The 20,343-nt window shown below is 62.3% G+C and carries 18 protein-coding genes; 7 read left to right on the top strand and 11 right to left on the bottom strand.

The annotated features are described in order from the left end of the window. Window positions 1-3: 3 nt before the first annotated feature. Window positions 4-732, top strand: coding sequence for an aspartate/glutamate racemase family protein (locus AC1DWA_RS01905; RefSeq protein WP_256063150.1), 729 nt, complete (start codon window positions 4-6; stop codon window positions 730-732). Here the strand turns inward: AC1DWA_RS01905 and AC1DWA_RS01900 are convergent. Next, window positions 699-1,874 carry an MFS transporter gene (locus AC1DWA_RS01900; protein WP_031333776.1) on the bottom strand — a complete coding sequence of 392 codons (1,176 nt, stop codon included), beginning with the start codon at window positions 1,872-1,874 and terminating at the stop codon, window positions 699-701. The two genes, AC1DWA_RS01905 and AC1DWA_RS01900, sit on opposite strands and share 34 nt — an antisense overlap. A gap of 99 nt (window positions 1,875-1,973) precedes the next feature. Further along, window positions 1,974-2,285, bottom strand: a complete 312-nt coding sequence (locus AC1DWA_RS01895) for an ArsR/SmtB family transcription factor (protein WP_021345375.1) — start codon at window positions 2,283-2,285, stop codon at window positions 1,974-1,976. A 339-nt stretch (window positions 2,286-2,624) separates the two neighbouring features. Between AC1DWA_RS01895 and AC1DWA_RS01890 the strand changes: the two genes are divergently transcribed. Both AC1DWA_RS01890 and AC1DWA_RS01885 read left to right on the top strand, forming a co-directional pair. After that, on the top strand, window positions 2,625-3,875 hold the full coding sequence (locus tag AC1DWA_RS01890) for an MCE family protein (protein ID WP_153211727.1): 1,251 nt from the start codon (window positions 2,625-2,627) through the stop codon (window positions 3,873-3,875). Window positions 3,876-3,957: 82 nt separating this feature from the next. Beyond that, window positions 3,958-4,710, top strand: coding sequence for a class I SAM-dependent methyltransferase (locus AC1DWA_RS01885; RefSeq protein ID WP_029256099.1), 753 nt, complete (start codon window positions 3,958-3,960; stop codon window positions 4,708-4,710). A gap of 7 nt (window positions 4,711-4,717) precedes the next feature. Here the strand turns inward: AC1DWA_RS01885 and puuE are convergent, their stop codons facing one another. From puuE to AC1DWA_RS01865, 4 genes are all read right to left on the bottom strand, one after another. Further along, window positions 4,718-5,647 (bottom strand): allantoinase PuuE, encoded by a 930-nt coding sequence (gene puuE / locus AC1DWA_RS01880; RefSeq protein WP_477846803.1) that lies wholly within the window; start codon window positions 5,645-5,647, stop codon window positions 4,718-4,720. Between the two features lie 16 nt (window positions 5,648-5,663). Beyond that, entirely contained in the window at window positions 5,664-6,650 is a 987-nt protein-coding gene (alc, locus tag AC1DWA_RS01875) for an allantoicase (RefSeq protein ID WP_060938101.1), read from the bottom strand. A gap of 3 nt (window positions 6,651-6,653) precedes the next feature. Next, window positions 6,654-7,898 (bottom strand): DUF6986 family protein, encoded by a 1,245-nt coding sequence (locus AC1DWA_RS01870; RefSeq protein WP_060938100.1) that lies wholly within the window; start codon window positions 7,896-7,898, stop codon window positions 6,654-6,656. Window positions 7,899-7,960: 62 nt separating this feature from the next. Beyond that, window positions 7,961-9,988, bottom strand: coding sequence for a CocE/NonD family hydrolase (locus AC1DWA_RS01865; protein ID WP_047889858.1), 2,028 nt, complete (start codon window positions 9,986-9,988; stop codon window positions 7,961-7,963). Window positions 9,989-10,128: 140 nt separating this feature from the next. Here AC1DWA_RS01865 and AC1DWA_RS01860 point away from each other — a divergent pair, with 140 nt between their 5' ends. From AC1DWA_RS01860 to AC1DWA_RS01850, 3 genes are all read left to right on the top strand, one after another. After that, window positions 10,129-11,052: a pseudouridine synthase gene (locus tag AC1DWA_RS01860; protein WP_029256102.1), complete on the top strand. Its 924-nt coding sequence runs from the start codon at window positions 10,129-10,131 to the stop codon at window positions 11,050-11,052. Window positions 11,053-11,127: 75 nt separating this feature from the next. Next, entirely contained in the window at window positions 11,128-12,663 is a 1,536-nt protein-coding gene (locus AC1DWA_RS01855; protein ID WP_019745055.1) for a CYTH and CHAD domain-containing protein, read from the top strand. A gap of 48 nt (window positions 12,664-12,711) precedes the next feature. After that, window positions 12,712-13,500, top strand: coding sequence for a universal stress protein (locus AC1DWA_RS01850; protein WP_477916449.1), 789 nt, complete (start codon window positions 12,712-12,714; stop codon window positions 13,498-13,500). A 19-nt stretch (window positions 13,501-13,519) separates the two neighbouring features. Here the strand turns inward: AC1DWA_RS01850 and AC1DWA_RS01845 are convergent, their stop codons facing one another. After that, window positions 13,520-14,260 carry a VIT1/CCC1 transporter family protein gene (locus AC1DWA_RS01845; protein WP_019745057.1) on the bottom strand — a complete coding sequence of 247 codons (741 nt, stop codon included), beginning with the start codon at window positions 14,258-14,260 and terminating at the stop codon, window positions 13,520-13,522. Between the two features lie 104 nt (window positions 14,261-14,364). Here AC1DWA_RS01845 and AC1DWA_RS01840 point away from each other — a divergent pair, with 104 nt between their 5' ends. Continuing rightward, window positions 14,365-15,150, top strand: a complete 786-nt coding sequence (locus AC1DWA_RS01840; protein WP_182262454.1) for an SDR family NAD(P)-dependent oxidoreductase — start codon at window positions 14,365-14,367, stop codon at window positions 15,148-15,150. Window positions 15,151-15,153: 3 nt separating this feature from the next. On the opposite strand, the gene AC1DWA_RS01835 is transcribed toward AC1DWA_RS01840, so the two are convergent. From AC1DWA_RS01835 to AC1DWA_RS01820, 4 genes are all read right to left on the bottom strand, one after another. Next, window positions 15,154-15,786 (bottom strand): TetR family transcriptional regulator, encoded by a 633-nt coding sequence (locus AC1DWA_RS01835; RefSeq protein WP_019745059.1) that lies wholly within the window; start codon window positions 15,784-15,786, stop codon window positions 15,154-15,156. Between the two features lie 114 nt (window positions 15,787-15,900). Further along, window positions 15,901-17,277: a putative lipid II flippase FtsW gene (gene ftsW, locus AC1DWA_RS01830; protein WP_020908900.1), complete on the bottom strand. Its 1,377-nt coding sequence runs from the start codon at window positions 17,275-17,277 to the stop codon at window positions 15,901-15,903. Window positions 17,278-17,501: 224 nt separating this feature from the next. Further along, entirely contained in the window at window positions 17,502-18,863 is a 1,362-nt protein-coding gene (locus AC1DWA_RS01825; protein WP_164840885.1) for an MFS transporter, read from the bottom strand. A 69-nt stretch (window positions 18,864-18,932) separates the two neighbouring features. Continuing rightward, the gene (locus tag AC1DWA_RS01820) at window positions 18,933-20,327 is read right to left on the bottom strand and encodes an NtaA/DmoA family FMN-dependent monooxygenase (protein WP_021345386.1); all 1,395 of its coding nucleotides are present in this window, start codon (window positions 20,325-20,327) and stop codon (window positions 18,933-18,935) included. Between the last annotated feature and the right edge of the window lie 16 nt (window positions 20,328-20,343).

The following is a 20,343-nucleotide window of genomic DNA, read 5'->3' as shown; positions in this document are numbered from 1 at the left end:
GTCATGAGAATCAAGGTGATCAACCCCAACACCACGTGGGCGATGACCGCCAAGATCGAGGAATGTGCCCGGGCCGTCGCAGGCTCGGGCACATTCGTCGAGGCCGTCAGCCCTGCGATGGGTCCCGCGTCGATCGAAAGCCACTACGACGAAGCTCTCAGCATCCCCGGAATCCTGGCCGAGATCGCCGCCGGAGAAAAGAACGAAGTCGACGGCTACGTCATTGCTTGCTTCGGTGACCCAGGCCTGGATGCAGCCAGAGAGCTGGCCGAGGGCCCCGTCGTAGCTGTTGCCGAAGCGGCAATGAACTACGCAAGTTTCCTGGGACGCGGATTCAGCATCGTGACCACCCTCGGTCGAACACGCGGCCGCGCAGCCGATCTGGTGGACCGGTACGGCATGCAGGCTCGGTGCCGGGGTATCCACTCCTGCGAGATTCCGGTTCTGGAACTCGATCGTGATCCCGACGCGCGAAAGGTGATCTTGGAAGCCTGTTTCGACGCATTGGAGCAAGACGACTCGGACGTCCTCGTGCTGGGTTGCGCCGGCATGGCGGACCTGTGCCAGGACTTGTCCGACGAACTCGGTGTCCCGGTAGTCGACGGCGTTGCCGCTGGGGTCACGATGGTTCAATCGTTGGTCACCCTCGGACTGTCGACCAGTGCGCGCGGCGAGTTCACACGGCCACTGCCCAAAATCTACACCGGCACACTGACACCGTTCTCGCTGTGAACGTGCCCGAGCGAGAGTCGAGCACCGATCGTCACCAGTGCCAGGACCGAGAACAATACTCCGGCCCAGACTAATTGGCGGGTTTCGAAATGCGCGAGAAACAGTCCACCGACCGCAGTTCCGAGCGTGATCCCCAAGTTGGAGAACGAGATGAAAAGGCTGTTGCCGAATTCAGGCGCGTCGACTGCGTCTCGCCCCATCCAACTCTGCGAAACCACCAGACCACCGGAATGCACTACACCCCAAACCAACACGGCTACAACCATCGCACCGAAGTACGGGCCTGCCAGATAGAGCATCACGTAGACGACGATGTACAGCAAGGGAAAAGCCACAACCGTGCGCACCACACTCTTGGCGAGCACCGCCCCGAAGACGAAGTTGCCGAAGATCATCACGACACCGAAAGCCAAGAGCATCGCGCTGATCCACGATCCGCTCATGCCCGTCACTCCGCCGAGGTATTCGGCGAAGTATCCGTACACCGAGAACATGGCTGCGAAGACGAAGGTGACGGAAAGGATGGTCAACCACACGCGCGGCCGGCGAAGGATCCCGACCTGTGCGCCGTACGACAGGCGTTGTGTCACCGGAGCCGAGGGCAGAAGTACGACAATCCCGAGAAACGCGAGAACGTTGACCACGGCACCGAAAACGAAAGCCGTGGACACCGAGAAGTTCTCGGCCAGATACGACGTCAGCGGTACACCGAATGCGAATCCTACTGTGACACCCGCAAATACTTTCGTCACAGCTGCAGTTGCTTCCTCCGGTGGCACCAGTCGAACTGCACTCGCGAGTGCGAGCGCGAAGAAGACCGGGTGAACCACGGCGGGAATGATCCGAAATACAAACATCACCTCGAAACTCGACGTGCTCGCGTACACCATGTTGGAGACCGCAAAGACTGCAATCGCCACCAACAGAACGGTTTTCCTGTTGATTCCCGAGGTGATCAGCGTCGTGAACGGACCGGTCACCGCCACGACTAGCGCAAACACACCGACCAACCATCCGGCAGTGGACGCGGTGATACCGAACTTTTCGCTGACCTGAGGCAGAACCCCGATAATGCCCATCTCCGTAGTGATGATTCCGAATACACCCAACGCCAGAACCGGTATCAACAATTTCGACTTCACGACACACTCCTTACTACTACGCCACACAAGACAGATACATATCTAGATATATAGATATGTTTGATTGAGCAAAACCGGCCGTCGAGGGCAATCCGACCGCTACAACTTTTCGCGAACAAATTCCCTGAACTCGCCGATCACGGTTTCGTTTCGTCGGTAGTACGTCCACTTCCCGATGCGCTCGGACTCGAGCAGACCTACATCTTTCATGCCCTGCAGGTACCCCGAGATCACCGACTGGGCAAGTCCCGACCGCCCCTGAATATCACCGACACAGACTCCGATATGAAACCCGAGATCCTGTTGCGTGTACGAGTCCTCGTCGAAATACTTCGCCGGATGCGCGAGCCACTCCAAGATCTGCAGACGAGTCGGGTTGGACAGCGCCTTGAAGATCGCCAAAGCATCCATGGACCGCACCCCTTCTCCTCGCCAACCGGAACGCATCTACTTTTATGGATATGTTTGGCGAAGTCAAGCCCGATTCGGACGCAAAGCTACGTACGTCACATCGACGCATTTGAAGTGAGCTGTGCCACTTACGTTTCGACGACCTGCGGAAATCTCAGCGCCGACTTTCTATCTGTGACGACTTGTTTATAGTTATCGCCAACAACGAATTGCCGGAAGTTTCCGGTTCGCCCGAGAATGCTCGCGGGTGAACACAATTCGCTCAACACCAGCCGTACCCGGCTAGTCATTCGGGAGTCGAACCATGAACACACCGCATCAGTTCAGGGCCGTCCCCACATGGTGATGTCGAAGCTCGCCAAGTGGCAGCTGGTCGCACTCGTCGTGGTTGCACTCCTGGGTTTGATCTACGTCGGAGCGAAATACGTACGGCTGGACAATCTTCTGGGATTCGGCCAATACACGGTCAAAACCGAACTGGCGACGTCCGGTGGCATCTTCACCAACGCCGAAGTGACCTATCGCGGTGTACCCGTCGGACGCGTCGGCGACATGTCGCTCACGTCCGACGGAATCGAAGTCGACCTGTTGATCGACAGCAATGCTCCACAGATTCCCGCATCCGCGCGAGCCGTGGTGGCCAATCGCTCAGCCATCGGTGAACAGTACGTCGACCTTCAGCCCGATACCGACCAGGGCCCGTTCCTCGAAGACGGCTCGGTGATCGCCGTGGGCGACACCACCACGCCGATCCCCATCGAGAACGTCTTGACCAGCGCGAACGGTCTGGTGCACTCCGTTCCGGTAGACGCACTCCACACCGTCGCGAAGGAACTCGGCGCGGCATTCAACGGCAAGGGCGAAGATCTGCAAGTCCTTGCCGACTCGCTGTCGGGGATTTCCCAGTCGGGCCTCGACACCCTTCCCCAGACCCTCGGACTGATCCGCGACAGCCAGACGGTACTCACGACCCAGTCCGATCAATCGTCGGCGATCAAGCAGTTCAGCACCGACCTCGACGCACTGACTGCGCAATTGCGCACCAGCGACCCCGACATCCGACGCGTGATCGACAACGGCATACCGGCCAGCGAACAAGTCGGCTCTCTCGTCACCGAAGCCGGCCCCGCGCTCACGACCAACCTCTCCAACCTCTCCGCCGTTGCAGCGGCAGCCGCACCGACACTGCCCTCGCTGCAGCCCTTCCTGCTCTTCCTGCCTGCGCTCGCCGGGGCGGCGCCCACCGTTGCACCGGGAGACGGCACGGTACATCTCGGCTTGGTACTCGAGACCAACAACCCGCTCTCGTGCACCGTCGGTTACGAAGGGACCATGGCGATCCTCGACGAGATGAAGCGCAAGGACCCGAACTTCGACGACACGACGCAGAACTTCCCGTTGAACACTGCCGCCAACTGCCAGGCACCTCAGGGCAGCGAAACGGGAGTTCGGAGCGCCAACCGCATCGCGTTCGCCGACCCGAACACCTCGCAACCGTGGGACAGCAAGCCCAAGGTGGACCCGGACAAGCTGAACCTGAACCCGATTGCCACTCAACTCGCACCGATGCTCGGTGCGACCCCGAAGTAGCCGTAAACAACTGGCACCGTCGACGCTCCGCGACGATGATGATGTGATGTCGCAAGGAACGCCTGAAGGCGAGTCACAGAGCATGTCACGAAGTTTCGAGGAACTTGTCGCCGAAGCCGAATCCGCCTCCGTCGACGGGTGGGACTTCTCGTGGCTCGACGGGCGCGCCACGGAGCAGCGTCCGTCGTGGGGGTATCAGAGGTTGATGGGTGAACGTCTCGGTGGAGCCGGCGCTGCGCTGGACATCCAGACCGGCGGCGGCGAAGTCCTCGCCGCTGCACCGACACTCCCGCCGGTGATGGCGGCAACCGAATCCTGGCCACCGAACGTAACCAAGGCCACCGCGCTTCTGCGTCCCCGAGGTGTGGTGGTGGTCGCGGATCCGGACGAGCCACCGCTACCGTTTGCCGATTCGGCTTTCGATCTGGTGACCAGTCGACACCCTGCGACGGTGTGGTGGGCCGAGATCGCTCGGGTACTCGAACCGGGAGGAACGTACTTCGCTCAACATGTCGGTCACGCCAGCGTGTTCGAACTCGTCGAGTTCTTCCTCGGTCCTCAGCCGCAGGCTCGTCGCGGACGGCACTACGAGGACGAAAGCGCCGACGCGATTTCGGCCGGGCTCACCGTCGTCGACCTTCGTTTCGAGCGTCTTCGCATGGAATTCTTCGATATCGGCGCCGTTGTCTACTTCTTACGCAAGGTGATCTGGATGGTTCCGGGATTCACCGTCGCGCAGTATCTGGACCGGCTCCGGGAACTCGATCAGCAGATCCGTCGAGACGGATCTTTTGTCGCGTACTCGAGTCGATTTCTGATCGAGGCGCGCAAATAGCCCCGCATTACGCGGGGTGAATGGTCTTCCAGTGCTCGGCGATGTCGATTCGCCGCGTGATCCAGACCTTTTCGTGTGACTGCACATGGTCCAGGAAACGCTCGAGGGCGGCAGCTCGGGCAGGGCGTCCGACTATGCGGCAGTGCAACCCGACGGAGAGCATCTTCGGTGATCCGGCCGTTCCCTCCGCATACAGCACGTCGAAGGCGTCACGTAGGTGCGCAAAGAACTGATCGCCGCTGGGAAATCCTGCTGGAGAGGCGAAACGCATGTCGTTGGTATCGAGCGTGTACGGAACGACGAGATGCTTCACCGACTCTGTGCCATGCGGAACGTCTACCCAGTACGGCAGATCGTCGGCGTACGAATCGGAGTCGTAGACGAAGCCGCCGTGCTCGACCACCAATTCGCGGGTGTTCGGTGAATCGCGTCCGGTATACCAACCGAGAGGCGCCGAACCCGTCAGATCTTGCAGAATCTGGACTGCCTCGGCCATGTCGGCGCGTTCACGCTCGATGTCCACGGATTGGTAAGACTTCCAACGTAATCCGTGACACGCGATCTCGTGACCCAACTCCTGAAAAGCACTGACTGCTTCCGGGTTACGCTGCATTGCCCGCGCCACCGCAAAGACCGTGAGAGGCAGGTTTCGCCGCTCGAAGGTCTGCAGGACACGCCACAACCCGGCCCGGGAGCCGTACTCGTACAGCGATTCCATGCTCATGTGTCGATTCGGAAATGCCTCCGCCGGAGTCATTTCCGACAGAAAAGTCTCCGAAGCCGCGTCCCCGTCGAGGACGTTGTTCTCGGCTCCCTCTTCGTAGTTGAGTACGAACTGAACCGCTATCCGCGCGTCGCCGGGCCAGTGCGGATGCGGCGGATGAGGGCCGTACCCCACCATGTCCCGGGGATAGTCGTCGCGCGGATAGTCGCTCATGGCAACAACTTTACCGTCAGCGCCCGGAGATCACAGCGCGAGCAGCGTCGGTGAGTACGCCGAATACTCTCAGCCGCGCCAGGCCACCGTCCGGGAAGATGTCCAGACGAACATCGGTGACCGGAACTTCGGAATCGATCGGAAAGCGATGGCGCGTGTCCGGACGCAGCGTCGTACGCGGCAACAGTTCGAACCACTCCCCTTCCGGAGTTCGGCCGGTCAGAGCGCCCTCACCTGGACTGTTTCCGAGGAAGTACGAGGTGTCGATCTCGACGAAACTCAACACGCCTTCACCCGCGAGTTGTACTTGCACCCAGTCGTTTCCGTCGTCGCGGCGCCTGGCGGTCTCCCACCCGTCCCCCATCGAAGCAGCGCGTCCGGGGAACAGAATGTTCTGCGGTGAGCTGTAGAACATGTTGGAGCAATCGGTCACGCGGCCACCGTTTTCGAGTGCTGCAAGGTCCAACGGCCCGGCATCGAGGAAACGCGGGTCTGGCCGTGCTTCACCGTGAACACGGAATCTCGCAACGCCGCCGTCCGGATAAATGGTCAGCTTGACGTGCGTCCATCGATCCTCCGAAACCACCGAGAACGGATTCTCCGAGTCACCGTGCACGGTCGAGCGTTCGACGATGGTTGTCCACTCGCCGGATCCGGCCAGGTCGACGGGATCCGGATACCCGTCGACGGAGATTGCTTCCACCGAGATCTCGGGCGGGTAATTGCCCTTGAACCACGCGGTGTCGACCACGACGCCCCGCACCACTCCAGGAACACCGAGGCGCACGATCGCCTCGTCATGACCTGCCACACGGCGACGACGCGTCTCCCAACCGTCGTACACCTGCCCCTTGTGTCCGAACGTCGCCGGCTGGTATCCGGCTTTACCTGGTCGGATCAGGGCCTCGCGCTCGGCGAATGCCTCGTCGTTCGCCCAGATGACGGCTCCGCCGAGGGTGCGCAGTGCCAGGTCGGGCAGCAAGGTGAATTCGGTGGTGCTCATCGGTCAGTGTTCTCCTGTGATCGGTGTGGTGCGTCCTACGAGGTGGTGGAGTGCGTTGGTGTCCGCGCTCGGGGCGAGCCGGAGAACTTCGGATTCTGGATAAGCCCCCGCGTCGAGCCCACGCAGTACCACCGCTGCCAGCGCCTGGGCAGTTGCAGGTTCGTCCATCACGTCGCCACCTTGGCGCCCCAGGTACGACTGGATGCGCGGGGCAGCGGCGCCGAGCGCGTTGCGGTAGAAGCCGAACGTGGCGAGCCAGCGGGTGACCAGATGTCCGGGGTGCATGTCCCACCCCTGGTAGTAACCGCGTTCCAGGGACCGCGTGACGAGGCGGTGGTGCCGAGTGATCGCGTCGCGGATCGCCGTGGCGCTCCCGACGGGCGCGACCTGAGTTGACCCGTCGCACACCCAGACGCCGGTCTGCGCGGCAGCAACCAACATGAGAGCCTTTGCGTGGTCTGCCACCGGATGTTCGAGCGACTGATGACGCGATGCAATTCCGCAAGCCGCACTGTAATCGTAAGTGCCGTAATGCAAACCGGTCAGACGGCCGGCACCGCGATGGATGGCCTGAGCAACTGCCACAGTTCCGTCGGCAGCGATGACCGCCTGCGGGCTCTCGATCTGCAGCTCGAACCGAAGCGAACCGGTCTCGAGTCCGTGCGCCTTCTCCAGTTCTTCGCAGAGCACCACCGTCGCCGTGACCTGCTCCACCGCGCGCAGTTTGGGAACGGTGAAGACAAATCCGTCCGGCACTCCGCCGGCCGCGTCGAGCACAAGCTCGAGCGTCCTGATCGAGCGTCGACGCTCACCGGCCGGCAGCCCTTTGAACCTGATGCCACCCCAGTTCGGCCCGGCAGGATCAGCGCTCAACGCCGCAAGCGTCCGCCCGGCCGACGTCGCTGCTGCGTCTTCTTCTTCGTCGCTGCGGCGTCCGTACCCGTCCTCGAAATCGATCCGAAAGTCTTGGACCGGCTTGCGGCCGAGTTGAACTCGCACATCTGCGAGCGCATTCTCCGTGTCGAGATCGGCGAACACATGCGCATGGGAATCGAGCAGCGCGATCGCCTGCTCACCCCAGAGACGAGGGGTGTCGACGGTTGCATCCGCGGCACTGACGTAAATCGTGTGCACGGGCTGGATCTCGTCACGGTTTCCCGGGTACTGGGCCGCGAGCCGCTCGTCCACCGGATCCAGAAGTCCGTCCAGACGATCGTGGACGGCGGCGGAGAGTCGGGATTCTGTCATCGGACGATCTTCGCAGAACGTCCGCGAGCCCGCAGGTTCTCACGCCGCCGATCCAGTCCGGGTCAGCGACCCCCTACGAACGGAACGTTGACGAAGCTCGGCCGATCCGCAGCCAATTCGATGTGCTGCGGCTTCAGTTGGCTGTCGGCAAGCATCGGCCCGAGCGCCAGGTATCGCGGCACGCTGGCAGCGTAGACGTCGACGCGGAGCCGGTGACCGGGTTGTAGCACTGCGTCCGTCGGGAGCATGTTGATGTCGACGGCGGTGACCTCACCGGGAACCACCGGCTGACGCGTGTCGATCGTCAGATAGTGGTGCGGTTCACTGTAGTCACCGTTGGCCGAGCGAGTGCTCTTGGAATCGTCGACCGCCCGGAGCGACGCAGTCAGAGCGCCGTTCGTGATCGGTGTCGATGTTCCGTCCGGCGCTACGTCGTTGACCGTCGCTGCCCAGAATCCGTCCGTCGCGTCCAGGACTGTCTCGAGGTGGACGTTGATCGGGCCCGAGAGTGAGGTCGGCTCCGTGACTGCCTCACCGGTGAACGTCAGACCCTCCGCTTCCTGGAATCGGGAATCCTTGGAACACGACGCACCGAGCACCACGGAGATCCCGGCAGTGCCCTGAGTTCCGTCACCGGAGCAGAAGCCTCGCAGTCCGGGTGCGACTGTCAATCGCGCTGCGGCACTGGGCTGGTCACTGGTCAGTGAACCGTCGTAGGCCGCATGGGCGGCAGTTCCGCTGGGCGCGGAGTTCAGATACATACGCTCGTACGTCGCGCCCGCTCGCGGGAACTGATCATCCGTGATCCATCCGCCACCTTGCTGGAACATCGTCACCGGACCGTATCGCTCGATTCCGTTGTCGATGCCCTTGAGCCACTTGTCGAACCACGCGCGTTCGAGTACGTCGAGGCGAGGCGGCGCACCGTCCTTGCCGAATCCTCCACCGGGAGTGACGTGATAGCCGTTGCCCATGATCAACTGCTTCTGCCCCGCCGGCAGATCGATTCCGTTGTAGATCCGCGGCTCGCTGTTGGCGAAGATGTCGTGCCAACCGCCGTAGACCATCGTCGGAACAGTGATGTTGCCGACGTCAGCGGATCGGTCCTGATAGAACTGACCGTCCTGTGCGACTTGCAGAGTCGACGGTGACACGTCCTCGATTCTCTGGGCCGTCATCGCTTGTACCAGTTCAGGAATCAGGGTGCCGGGATCCTCGAGGCGGCTCGCCAACCACAGTGGATCGAAGTTGCCTTGCAGGATGTCCTGAACGTTCGGAATGAGTTTGAGCCCGTTGACCGCGGTCAGCCACAACGGCATGAACCCGACCCCGAGTCCGCCACCGGTTCCGACGATGTCGCGTAGCAGATCGTTGCCGGGTTCGACTGGGAAGATTGCCTTCAACGCAGGCGGATTGTTACTCGCGGCCTGTACGGAGTTGATCGCGGAGTACGAGATTCCGGCCATCCCCACCTTGCCGTCGGACCACCCCTGCTTGCTCATCCAATCGATGACTTCGACCGAATCCTGTTGCTCGCGCTTGCCGAGCACGTCCCAATTACCTTGGGAGAAGCCGGTTCCACGAGCGTCGACCACTACCTGCGTGTATCCGTTCTGGACCAGATCACGGTTGACGCCGAGAACCCTGGCACCTCCGCCGGCTATGACGCCCGTCAACTCCGAGACTCCGTCGAACGGCGCCGCGAGGTCGAGCGAGTTCGCCACGTCCATCAACGTCTCACCCACCTGCGGGATCGACAGAGCTGAATCCACCAACGTGTCCAGCAGTTTCGTGTACGGAGTTATGTTGAGAACCGAAGGCGCCTTCGATTCCACAGCGCGCCCGGACGCATCCGCCGGTCGGTACACATTTGCCTGCAGAACCGTGCCGTCACTCATCGTGATGGGTACGTCCCACTCGACGGAGACGCCCGGATACTGCGGCGCAGTCTCCGTGGCCGCGAGCCAGGTCTGTCCGTCCGACCCTCCCGTCGGATCCGCGGAAGCGACGGCGCTCGGCACCGTCAATCCCACGACGCACAGCCCCACCGCAATCGTTGTCGACCTTCGACGTAGAAGTCGTGTCCTCACGAAAACCCCAATTTTCTGTTGTGATGACCCAGCCCTGCCCCCACGACAGTGACCGGCGTCACGAACTTACCGGATAGTAACTTCCGTCCCATATGTCGTCAATAGGTCTCGATGCCGCCCGGACGGCTAGCTTTGAAGATGTGTCACGATCTCCCCTTCCCGTCCGCGACGGCCTGAACCCGAGTCGCATCCGTCAGCCAGACGACGGCATGTGGGCGACGACGCTCGACTACCTGCTCGAACGGTTTCCCCAGGACGCCGTCCGCCTACGGGAGAAAGTCGCAGCCGGGGAGGTCGTCGACGAGAAGGGCGTCGCGATCACCGAGACGAGCGGTTTCGCCCCCCGGCGTTTCGTCTACCTGTACCGCGACGCTCCCGTCGAAGCGCGGGTGCCGTTCGAGATCGACATCCTCTACCGGGACGAAAACATCCTGGTCGTGGACAAGCCGCACTTTCTCGCGAGCACGCCCCGCGGGCGATACATCGCCGAATCGGCCTTGGTGCGGTTGCGTCGGGATCTCGATCTGCCGGAGTTGAGTCCAGCGCATCGCCTCGACCGCGTCACGGCAGGACTGCTGCTGTTCACCGTGCATCAGGCGGCCCGGCGCGGCTATCAGACCATGTTCGCCGACCGCCGCGTCACCAAGGAATACGAGGCCATCGCGCGTTACGACGCGCAGGTGAGCACTCCCGTGATCGTGCGCAGTCGCATCGTGAAAGAACGCGGCGTGCTCAAGGCCGCGGAGATCGAGGGCGAACCCAACAGCGAGTCGCGGATCGAACTGATCGAGACGCGAGACGGCTTCGCGCGGTACCGGTTGACTCCCCATACCGGCAAGACCCATCAACTTCGCCTGCACATGACCTCGCTCGGGCTCCCGATCCACGGCGACAACTTCTATCCCGACTTCTACGACGTTGCCGCAGAGGATTATTCGAACCCGCTGCGCCTGCTGTCGAAGGTTCTCGAGTTCGAGGATCCCACGACCGGCCGGCTGCAACGGTTCGAAAGTCGGCGGACCCTGTCCTGGCCGGACGAATCAGGCCGTGGCGACTCGCCGTAGGGACCCCGGACCCTTCCACTGCGCCTCCGATACCGGGAGGATGGAAGCGCAGACCGCACCGCAAGAGGAGACCAGATGAGCAAGACCGCCGTCGTACCCGAAGCCGTACGGGAGATCGAGCGCAAGTACGAGGCGCCGGCCGAGCAGGAAGTTCCCGCGCTGGGTGGACTTCCCGGTGTCGTCGGCGAACCGGTCCACGACTCGATACAGCTCTCTGCCACCTACTTCGACACCGCCGACTACCGGTTACTCGCCGAGAAGATCACGCTGCGCAAGCGTGAGGGCGGCGACGACGCGGGGTGGCACATGAAACTTCCCGCAGGCGAGGACACTAGAACCGAAATCCAGCTTCCCCCGGACGAGAGCACCGATGTGCCCTCGCCGCTGGCGAGTCTGATCCGGGCGGTCATCCGCGGTCACGATCTGGTGCCGGTCGCCCTGATCATCACCGATCGGGAGCGCACCAGACTCAACGGCGAAAACGGTGTTCTGCTTGCCGAAGTGGTCTCCGACACCGTCATCGCCTGCAAGGCAGACGGTTCCGGTGAGTCGACGTGGCAGGAAGTCGAGGTCGAACAAGGCGCAGGCGGGCAAGCCCTGGCCGATGCAATCGAGTCGGTTCTACTGGACGCGGGGCTCGAGCGTTCTGCGAGTCCGTCCAAACTCAAACGAGCACTGGGCACTTCGGTCACTCCATACGTCGGCCACGAGGTCACCACTGGCAAAGCGTCGAATCCGCGAATTCTGTTGCGTAATTACCTCATCGAACAACTGCGCGCACTGGTCGCCGCGGATCTCGGCACGCGCCGCGCCGACGACGAAGCCGTTCACGACTTCCGGGTCGCAGCACGTCGTATCCGCAGCGCTCTACAGTCGTACGCCGGTCACTCCCCCAAGACCGACGATCTCATCACGGATCTTCGGTGGATCGGTGGAAAGTTCGGTGACGCCCGCGACGTCGAGGTCCAGTGGGAGCGTCTCGTGGAACGACTCGGTGAAATCGACGAGATGCCCGAGCGAGAAGCAGTGCGCGCTCGAATCGACGAGTACTTCTCGGCCCGCGGTGAAACCGCACAGGAAACCGCCCTCGAAGCGCTCGATTCCGAGCGCTACACCACACTGCTCGATCGACTCGACGAGTACGTCGGCGACCTCGAATTCGACACTGCCGCCCACCGTGTAGGAAAGAAGGCGTCGGCGCGAGAGTTGGCTCATACCCTGCGCCATCTAGCTCACAAGGTCGGTAAGCGGGTCGATCACGTCTTCGATGCCGATACCCGCACCGAGCGTGACGAGCGAATGCACCGCGCACGCAAGGGCGCCAAGCGGATGAAGTACGCGATCGAGGTCATGGAACCGGTGTCGAAGAGCCGGGCCAAGCGTGCCTTGAAGCATTTCAGCCACTTCCAGGACGTTCTCGGCGAGCATCAGGATTCCGTTGTAGCCCAACATCATCTGCTCGAAATTGCTGCGGAGCAGGAGCACACCTCGCTCACCAGTTTCGGATTGGGCATGGCCTACCGACGAGAACTGGAAATCGCCGACGGGCAATCAACACTGCTCCGCAAGACGTGGAAGGAAGCCGTCAAATCAGCGTCGTCACTCTGGTGACCAGGCTGCAACCAGTCGACCGATCTCGATCATTTCAGAGGAGTAGACATGAACACACTTGCAGGACACCAGGACGTCGTCGCCGGTATCGACGGATCCGAGGCCTCGACGGCGGCGGCCCGGTGGGCAGCCTCGGTCGCGAACGCGGTGAACTCACGACTGATTCTGGCGCATGCCCTGCCGCAGGAGGGCCCGATCTACAGTCCCGCTGCAGTGATGTTGCAGTCGCAGTTCCTCAGCCAGATCCGCGAAGACGGCGAAGCGATCGTCGATGCCGCCGCCGCGGTGATTTCAGCTGAATTCCCGGAACTGACCATCGAATCCGAGATCGCACCGGGCCCGGCGTCGACGCACATCCTCGAATCCTCGGGTACCGCACGCCTGATCGTGATGGGGTCGACCGGATCCGGCGCACTGCGCTCGCGGCTGCTCGGATCGACCGCACTGAAGGTGGCAAATCACGCAACCTGTCCGGTCACTGTCTGGCGTGGTTCGGCGGAGAATCCCGGTCCGGATCAACGTCCCGTCATCGTCGGAGTCGACGGAAGTGCGTTGAGCAAGAAGGCCGTCGAGTACGCGTTTCGTTATGCCGATCAGTTCGACGCGCCGCTTATCGCGGTCCACACCTGGCAGGGCTCGTCCACCTTCCGCGAAGGCGGAGCGGGAATCCTCATCGACTGGGAGGCCGTCGAGCAGGAGGAATCGGCACTGCTGGCAGAGAACCTGGCCGGCATGGCCGATCAGTACCCTGACGTGCCGGTCACCCGCATCAGTGAACCCGGCGCCGCCGCCCCCGTCATGCTCAAGTACGCCCCTTTATTAACCCCCCGCGGTTAATAAAGGCGCACAGCAGGGGTCAGGCGAGGCCCGTCCCCACCAGCTGACCTACTCCGTACGTCACAGCCATCGCGAGCGCGCCGCCGATCACCACTCTCAGCACCGCTCTGGTCTTGCGGGCTCCGCCGAGCGTCGCGCTGATCGTCCCCGTCAGCGCAAGTGCGATCAGCACTGCAAAGAAGGCGATGGGGACGCGGATACCCGTCGGCGGCAACAGAATTGCGACCAACGGGATCGCCGCACCGATCGTGAACGAGATTGCCGACGAAATCGCCGCATGCCATGGATTGGTGAGATCGTCCGGGTCGATACCCAATTCGACTTCGACGTGTGCCGCAAAAGCATCGTGCTCGGTCAATTCTTCGGCGACGCGTCGCGCCGTCTCCGGACTCAATCCCTTGTTCTCGTAGATCTCGGTCAGTTCCTGGAGTTCCGCCTCCGGTGTCTCGAGGAGTTCCTTCTTCTCCTTCTGCAGGAGTGCGCGTTCGGTGTCTCGCTGAGCGCTGACCGAGACGTACTCACCCAACGCCATGGACACAGCACCGGCAACCAGACCAGCGAAACCGGCCGTGAAGATCGCGGAGCGCTCGGTTGTGGCTGCCGCGACACCGACCACGAGGCCTGCGGTCGAGACGATTCCGTCGTTTGCCCCCAGAACACCTGCACGCAGCCAATTCAGGCGATTGTTCAAACTCGGTGCGTGAGGTTCCGATTCCCCACCGGGCGCCCCGTCGGTCAACTGCACACTGTCTCCGGACATGGCAACAGATTAGGACGATCAGTCCGGTTGCGATAGCAATCTGAGCCTGTCCTTCGCGTACTGATATATTCCCAGACAGAACCCAACCAAGCATTTGCTAGGTTATGAAACGGCACACCTCTGGAGGCATTGTGAGCGCAGCACGCACCGCTTTTGTCAGCGGCGGAACCGGTGGAATCGGGTCGGCGATCGCGCTTACTCTCGCCGACCGCGGGCACGACGTCGCCTTCACCTACCGAAACAACAAGGACGCTGCCGAGCAGCTGAGCGAGCAGATTCGAGCGCATGGCGTGCTCGCCCACTCGTACTCTCTCGACTTGACCGACGAGTTGTCGATCAGCTCCGCCGTCCGCGATGCGGTCAGCGATCTGGGCGCGTTGACGACCCTCGTCCACGCTGCGGGACCGCACGTCCCGATGACGCACCTCTCACGCGTGACGCCGGCGTTCTTCACCGAACAACTGAACCAGGAAGCCGCGGCATTCTTCACACTCGTCCACACCGCCCTGCCTGCGCTGCGTGCATCCTCGGGTTCGGTGGTAGCGGTGACAACCGCGGCAACGGATCGTTTTCCCGTGCGCGACGGACTCTCCGCAGGCACCAAAGGGGCTGTCGAACAACTTGTTCGCGGATTCGCCGCAGAGGAAGGACGCTACGGCGTTCGGTTCAACGCGGTAGGACCAGGCATGTTGACGGACGGAATGGCGGAGCGACTGATCAACTCCGCCGAACTCGACCAGAGCGCACTCGACGTGACAATGAGCCGAATTCCGTTGAAGCGCTTCGGATCAGCTGCCGACATCGCCGAAGCAGTATGTTTCCTCGCAAGCGACGCGGCCGGATTCATCAGCGGTCAAAAGCTCAACGTCGACGGCGGCTACACCGTCTGAGCGCTATCCACCCAACTTGCGAAAGACCAGTCGCACGGCAAGTTCGAGGTGCGCCATCACCTCGTCCGTCGTCATCCGGCCGGCAACCCACGAGACCAGACTCGACATCCAGACGTCGTCGATGACCTTCACCGCATCCATCTGCTGTTGCGAGACTTCCTCGACGCCGATCGCCTTCGCGAACATCTCGGTCACGACCCCACCGAGCGCGTTGAGTTCCGGAGTCGCCGACGCGTCCGCGAACATGTACGCCCGAACCAACGCTTCGTAACGGAGGTGATCGGTCTCGAGGACCTCCGTATTCTTGCGCAGCACAAACAGAATTCGGTCCGACGGAGTCTCGCCCGGGATTACAAAGTCCTGGAATCTGTCACGCAAACCCTCGAACATCCACAACAATGCGACGACGAGCATGTGGTTCTTCGACGGGAAATACCGGTAAACAGTGCCGATCGCGACGCCGGCGCGATCGGCGACCGATCGCATCTGCACCGCGTCGTAGCCGCCTTCGGAGGCGGATTCCATTGCGGCGTCGACAATCCGGCGAAAACGCGCTCGTTGCGACGGCGTCGTACGACGTCCGGTCACCGAGCTACGTTCGACCACCGACTGGTCTGCCTTGTCGCCACCTGCCATGTCCACAACCCTAATTAGACGTCGTTTTGCCGACTCCCAATGTAGCCGCCCAACGCAATCGTCGGGTGCATGACTGCCCGCTTCCGAGCTGGCCGCCAGTAAGACTGGCCGAGATCAGGAAGCGCGCCGCGGCCGATCGGATCGGCCGCGTCTACGTGGATCTTCCGACCAGTCGCGCGACGGTGCGCGTCGGCCCGGCGCTTGAGTCCGGCGCCTGTCGGGTTGCGGCGCCCGTCGCTCCGGTCGGCGTTGACCAGTAGGGGCCGGCTGGGCGCGGCGAGCAGGCGGCCGACGTCGGTCAGTCTGTGGCTTCTTGGCAATGCCGAACCGAGGCTTGCCGAAGACCAGCGGAATCCAACCGCGACCGCTGCTCTCGGCCGAGGCGACAGCCTCGGGCTCACGGAAGGCTGCGTGCGCGATGAGCCCGAACATCAGCAAGGTGGTGATCATCGACGTTCCGCCCGCCGAGATGAGCGGTAGTTGCAGACCGGTCACCGGAATCAGGCCAACGACGTAGGCGATGTTGATGAACGCCTGCACGACGATCAACGTCGTTGCTGTCGCCGTCATGACCTTGAGGAACGGATCGGTCGACCGCTTCGCGATTCGCAGTCCGACGATCAGAACCGCGGCGAAGAGAGCAACGACGATCAGCGCACCGACCAGACCCAACTCTTCACCGATCACGGCAAAAATGAAGTCGTTGTGCGCCTGCGGGAGGTAACTCCATTTGGCGTCGGACTGCCCCAGACCGCGACCGAAGATGCCGCCGTTCGCCAAGGCGTACTTGGCCTGAGTGCTCTGGAAGTTCAAGCCTTGCGGGTCGAGATCAGGATTGAGGAAAGCCTTGATGCGATCCGAGCGGTAACCAGCAGTAAGCCCGAGCACGAGAAATGCGACTGCGGAACCGAGCGTGAGGCTGATGAACGTCTTCATCCGGAACAGCCCGAACCACAGCACCGACATGAAGATGATGCCGATGGTGATCGTGGTTCCGAGGTCCTTCTCCAACACCACCAGAACCAGAACCAGCAGCGTCGTACCGCCGATCACCGGCAGCGCACGGTTGACATCCATCCGCGCGTTCATGAACGACGCAACCGTCGCCGCGGACCAGATCGCCAGAGCAAGTTTGGCCAGCTCCGAAGGCTGGAAGGAAATACCCGCGATCACAAACCAGCTGCGAGCACCCATCTGTTCCGAGCCGATACCTGGAATCAGCACCAGGACAAGCAGAACAAGACACAGGATCAGCAGCCATGGTGAGGCTCTACGCATCGTTTCGGTCGGCAACCGCACGACCGCCACGAACATCACCAAACCGATCGCTGCGAACATGCACTGCGGCCAGAAGCGGGCGTAGGACGTCCCGGACAGAACATAGGATTCGACGCCCGAAGACGACAGCACCATCAGCAGTCCGAACGCGACGATCAGCACGACCAGACCGACGATCATATGGAAATCGAACAGAGGCCGATTCGTCCACATCGCCGTTCGAGCGCGGAAGGGTGTCGATGTGCGGTCACGTTTGTCCGACGATCCACGGGGTGAGTTAACTGGCTCTCCACTCCCGCGACCGTTGGGCTTGTCTTCACTGCGACCGGTCACCACACAAGTATCGTCCCACGACTCCTAACCCATGGGTAACACAAGTCCCATGAGTCACACGGGCTCGGCCTCCCGAGGTCCATGTAGACCCACGAAATACCAGGTCACGTCCTTCGCCGGCGTCGGTCTGCCACCGCTCCCGCCAACGAGAGCGTCAACATGACCACGCAGACGGCAAGCGCGATCCCGAACGCACGTCCGTATCCGTCGGGCGACGATCCGAGCACACCGAGATACAACCCCGATACCGCGGCCAGCGAGATGGTCGCTGACAGGCGCTGAGACAGTTGAAGGAAACCCGCCGCAACACCGTTCGCGCCCGGCGGTGCATATTCGAGAGTCAGCACCCGATTGGGCGCGTCGACCAAACCGCTGGCAACTCCCGACAACACCGCCAGGACCACCAGCACCGGGATCAGATGTTCCCGCGGAATCAGATTGACCGCTGCGATGTAGCCGAGGATGACAAGGATCTCGCCGACGATGGCAAAAACCACCGCACTTCGGCCGAACCTGGCAACCAGCCGCCATCCGAAAGCCGACGTCAATGCCATCGCGAGTGAGCTACCGGTCATGATCAACGCCGCACTCAGCGGGGCGAAGCCCAAACCCTCGATCAGATAGAGGCTGAGCACCGCGTTGACGGCGAGGATGGATCCGAACCAGAAGAGTGCAACCGTCGTACCCAACCGGAAGCCCCTCGAGGCGATCAACGACGGAAGCAGTACCGGCGTCCCGCCGCGCTCGGCGTACCGACGTTCCCAGAACCAGAAGGCAACGGCAGCGCCGAACGCACCGATCAGGAAAGCCGCAGCCACAGTGACACTGGTTCGGGTCACGATGGGCCACAACAGGAGCCCGGTCGTAGTCGCCAGCAGACACAGCCCAACCGGATCGATCGATGCGCCCGATCGGGTAGTTCGATCACGGCGCAGAAAGCGAAACGCCAAAATCAGAGTGATCACGGCAAACGGCACGTTGAGAACGAGAAGCAACCGCCATCCGAAGTCGGCGTCGGAATACTTCAGCAGAACGCCACCGAGGATCGGTCCGGAAACGCCGGCCAGACCACCCGCGGTGCTGTACGCGCCTAACGCCTTCGCCCGAGCCTTTCCGGACACCCGGTCGGTGATGATGCCGAGCACCTGCGAACTGATGGTGCCTGCGCCGATCCCCTGCCCAAGACGAGCCAACACGATCATCGACGGATCCGACGCACATGCTCCGAGGATTCCCATCACAGCGAAAATGCTCAGCCCCGCCAAGAACAAGCGTCGACGCCCAACGACGTCACCGAGTCGGCCCGCCGGCACAAGGGCCAAGCCGAAAGTCAGCGAATAGCTCGCAAGGATCCACTGCACCTCGGAGGTCGACGCGCCCAGCGACGCCCGGATCGACGGAACCCCGATTCCGAGCACCGCCGAATCGAGAAGGGTGGTGAAGCCCGCGGCTACGCAGACGATAATCTCCCAGCGGACGGCCGAATCGAGCTTGGTGGATTCGGCCGCCGCTGTGACCGTGTGGGACAGGACCCGTTACCCCGCAGCTTCAGACGCGGCCCGACGCGTGAGCGGCGGTCGCAACCCCAAGTGCTCTCGCAGCGTCGACGTGGAGTACTCGGTGCGGTACGCCCCACGCTCCTGCAGTTCCGGGATCAACCAGTCCACGATCTCGTCGAGGCCGGTCGGCACCAGGTACGGCGAGATGTTGAAGCCGTCCGAAGCTCCGTTGCGCACCCAATGGACCAACTGATCTGCGACCTGCCCTGGAGTGCCCGCAAAACCCGAACGCTGCGAGGTCTCGATGGCGACCTGACGTAGGGACAGATTCTTTGCCTCGGCGAGAGCCCGCCATTCACGTGCAATCGCAATGGGGTCGTTGCCGTCTCGTGCGGAACCGCGCGTCTCGGACACCGGGCGGGCAACCGGATCTTCCTCCGGTAGTGGACCGTCCGGGTCTCGGTCGGAAAGGTCCTTCCCCCACACCAATCCGACGAGGGACAGTGCGGTTTGGCCGGTGAACTGACCTTCGAGGACCCACCGCGCCTTCTCTTCGACCTCGGACTCGTTCTCCGCCAACACGATCTGCGTGCTGGGCAGGATCTTGACGTCGTCCTCCGGTCGCCCGACGCTACGCAACCGAGCCCGAATGTCGTCGGCGAAGTCGAGCGCGCCGTCGAAATGCGTCCCGTGTCGCGAGAAGATGACGTCGGCGTGCGTCGCCGCGAAATCGCGTCCAGTCGGCGAATCGCCCGCTTGAAAGATGACCGGATGTCCCTGTCTGCTGCGGGGAAGCGTCGGCGTCACGGTGATGTCGAACTGCGAAGTCTGGCGGCGTACGTCGCTCACGGCTCCCGGAGTCGACCAGTTCTCGGACGTGCGAGAGTCCGAGATCGCGTCGTCGGCCCACGAATCCCACAGTGCCCGTGCAGTTTCGATGAACTGCCCGGCACGCTCGTAACGCAGGGCGTGGTCGAGGAAACCACCGCGACGGAAATTCTCTCCCGTCCAAGCGTTGTCAGTGGTGACCGCGTTCCAGCCGGCCCGTCCGTCGGAAAGTAGATCGAGGCCGGAGAGTCGACGGGCGAGGTCGGCCGGTTCGTTGTACGTGGTGTTCTGTGTCGCGACCAGCCCGATCTTGTCGGTGATACCGGCGAGGGCGGCCAACTGCGCAATGGCGTCGGGGCGGCCGGCGATATCCAGATCGAGAATCTTGCCGTTCTGCTCGCGAAGACGAAGGCCCTCACCGAGGAAGAAGGCGTCGAACAGACCTCGCTCGGCGGTGAGTACCAACCGCCGAAACGTCTCGAAGTCGATCTGGGATCCGCTCGAGGAATCGGACCAGATGGTGGTGTGGTTGACCCCTTGGAAGAAGACGCCGAAGTGAACGTGTGCGTCGGGTCGAGGTACGGCGGAGCGTGATGCAGTCATAGCCGAAATGTCCTTA

The organism is Rhodococcus sp. P4_F3_2 (assembly GCF_056401335.1).
This window is presented reverse-complemented; position numbering and strand designations above follow the sequence as displayed.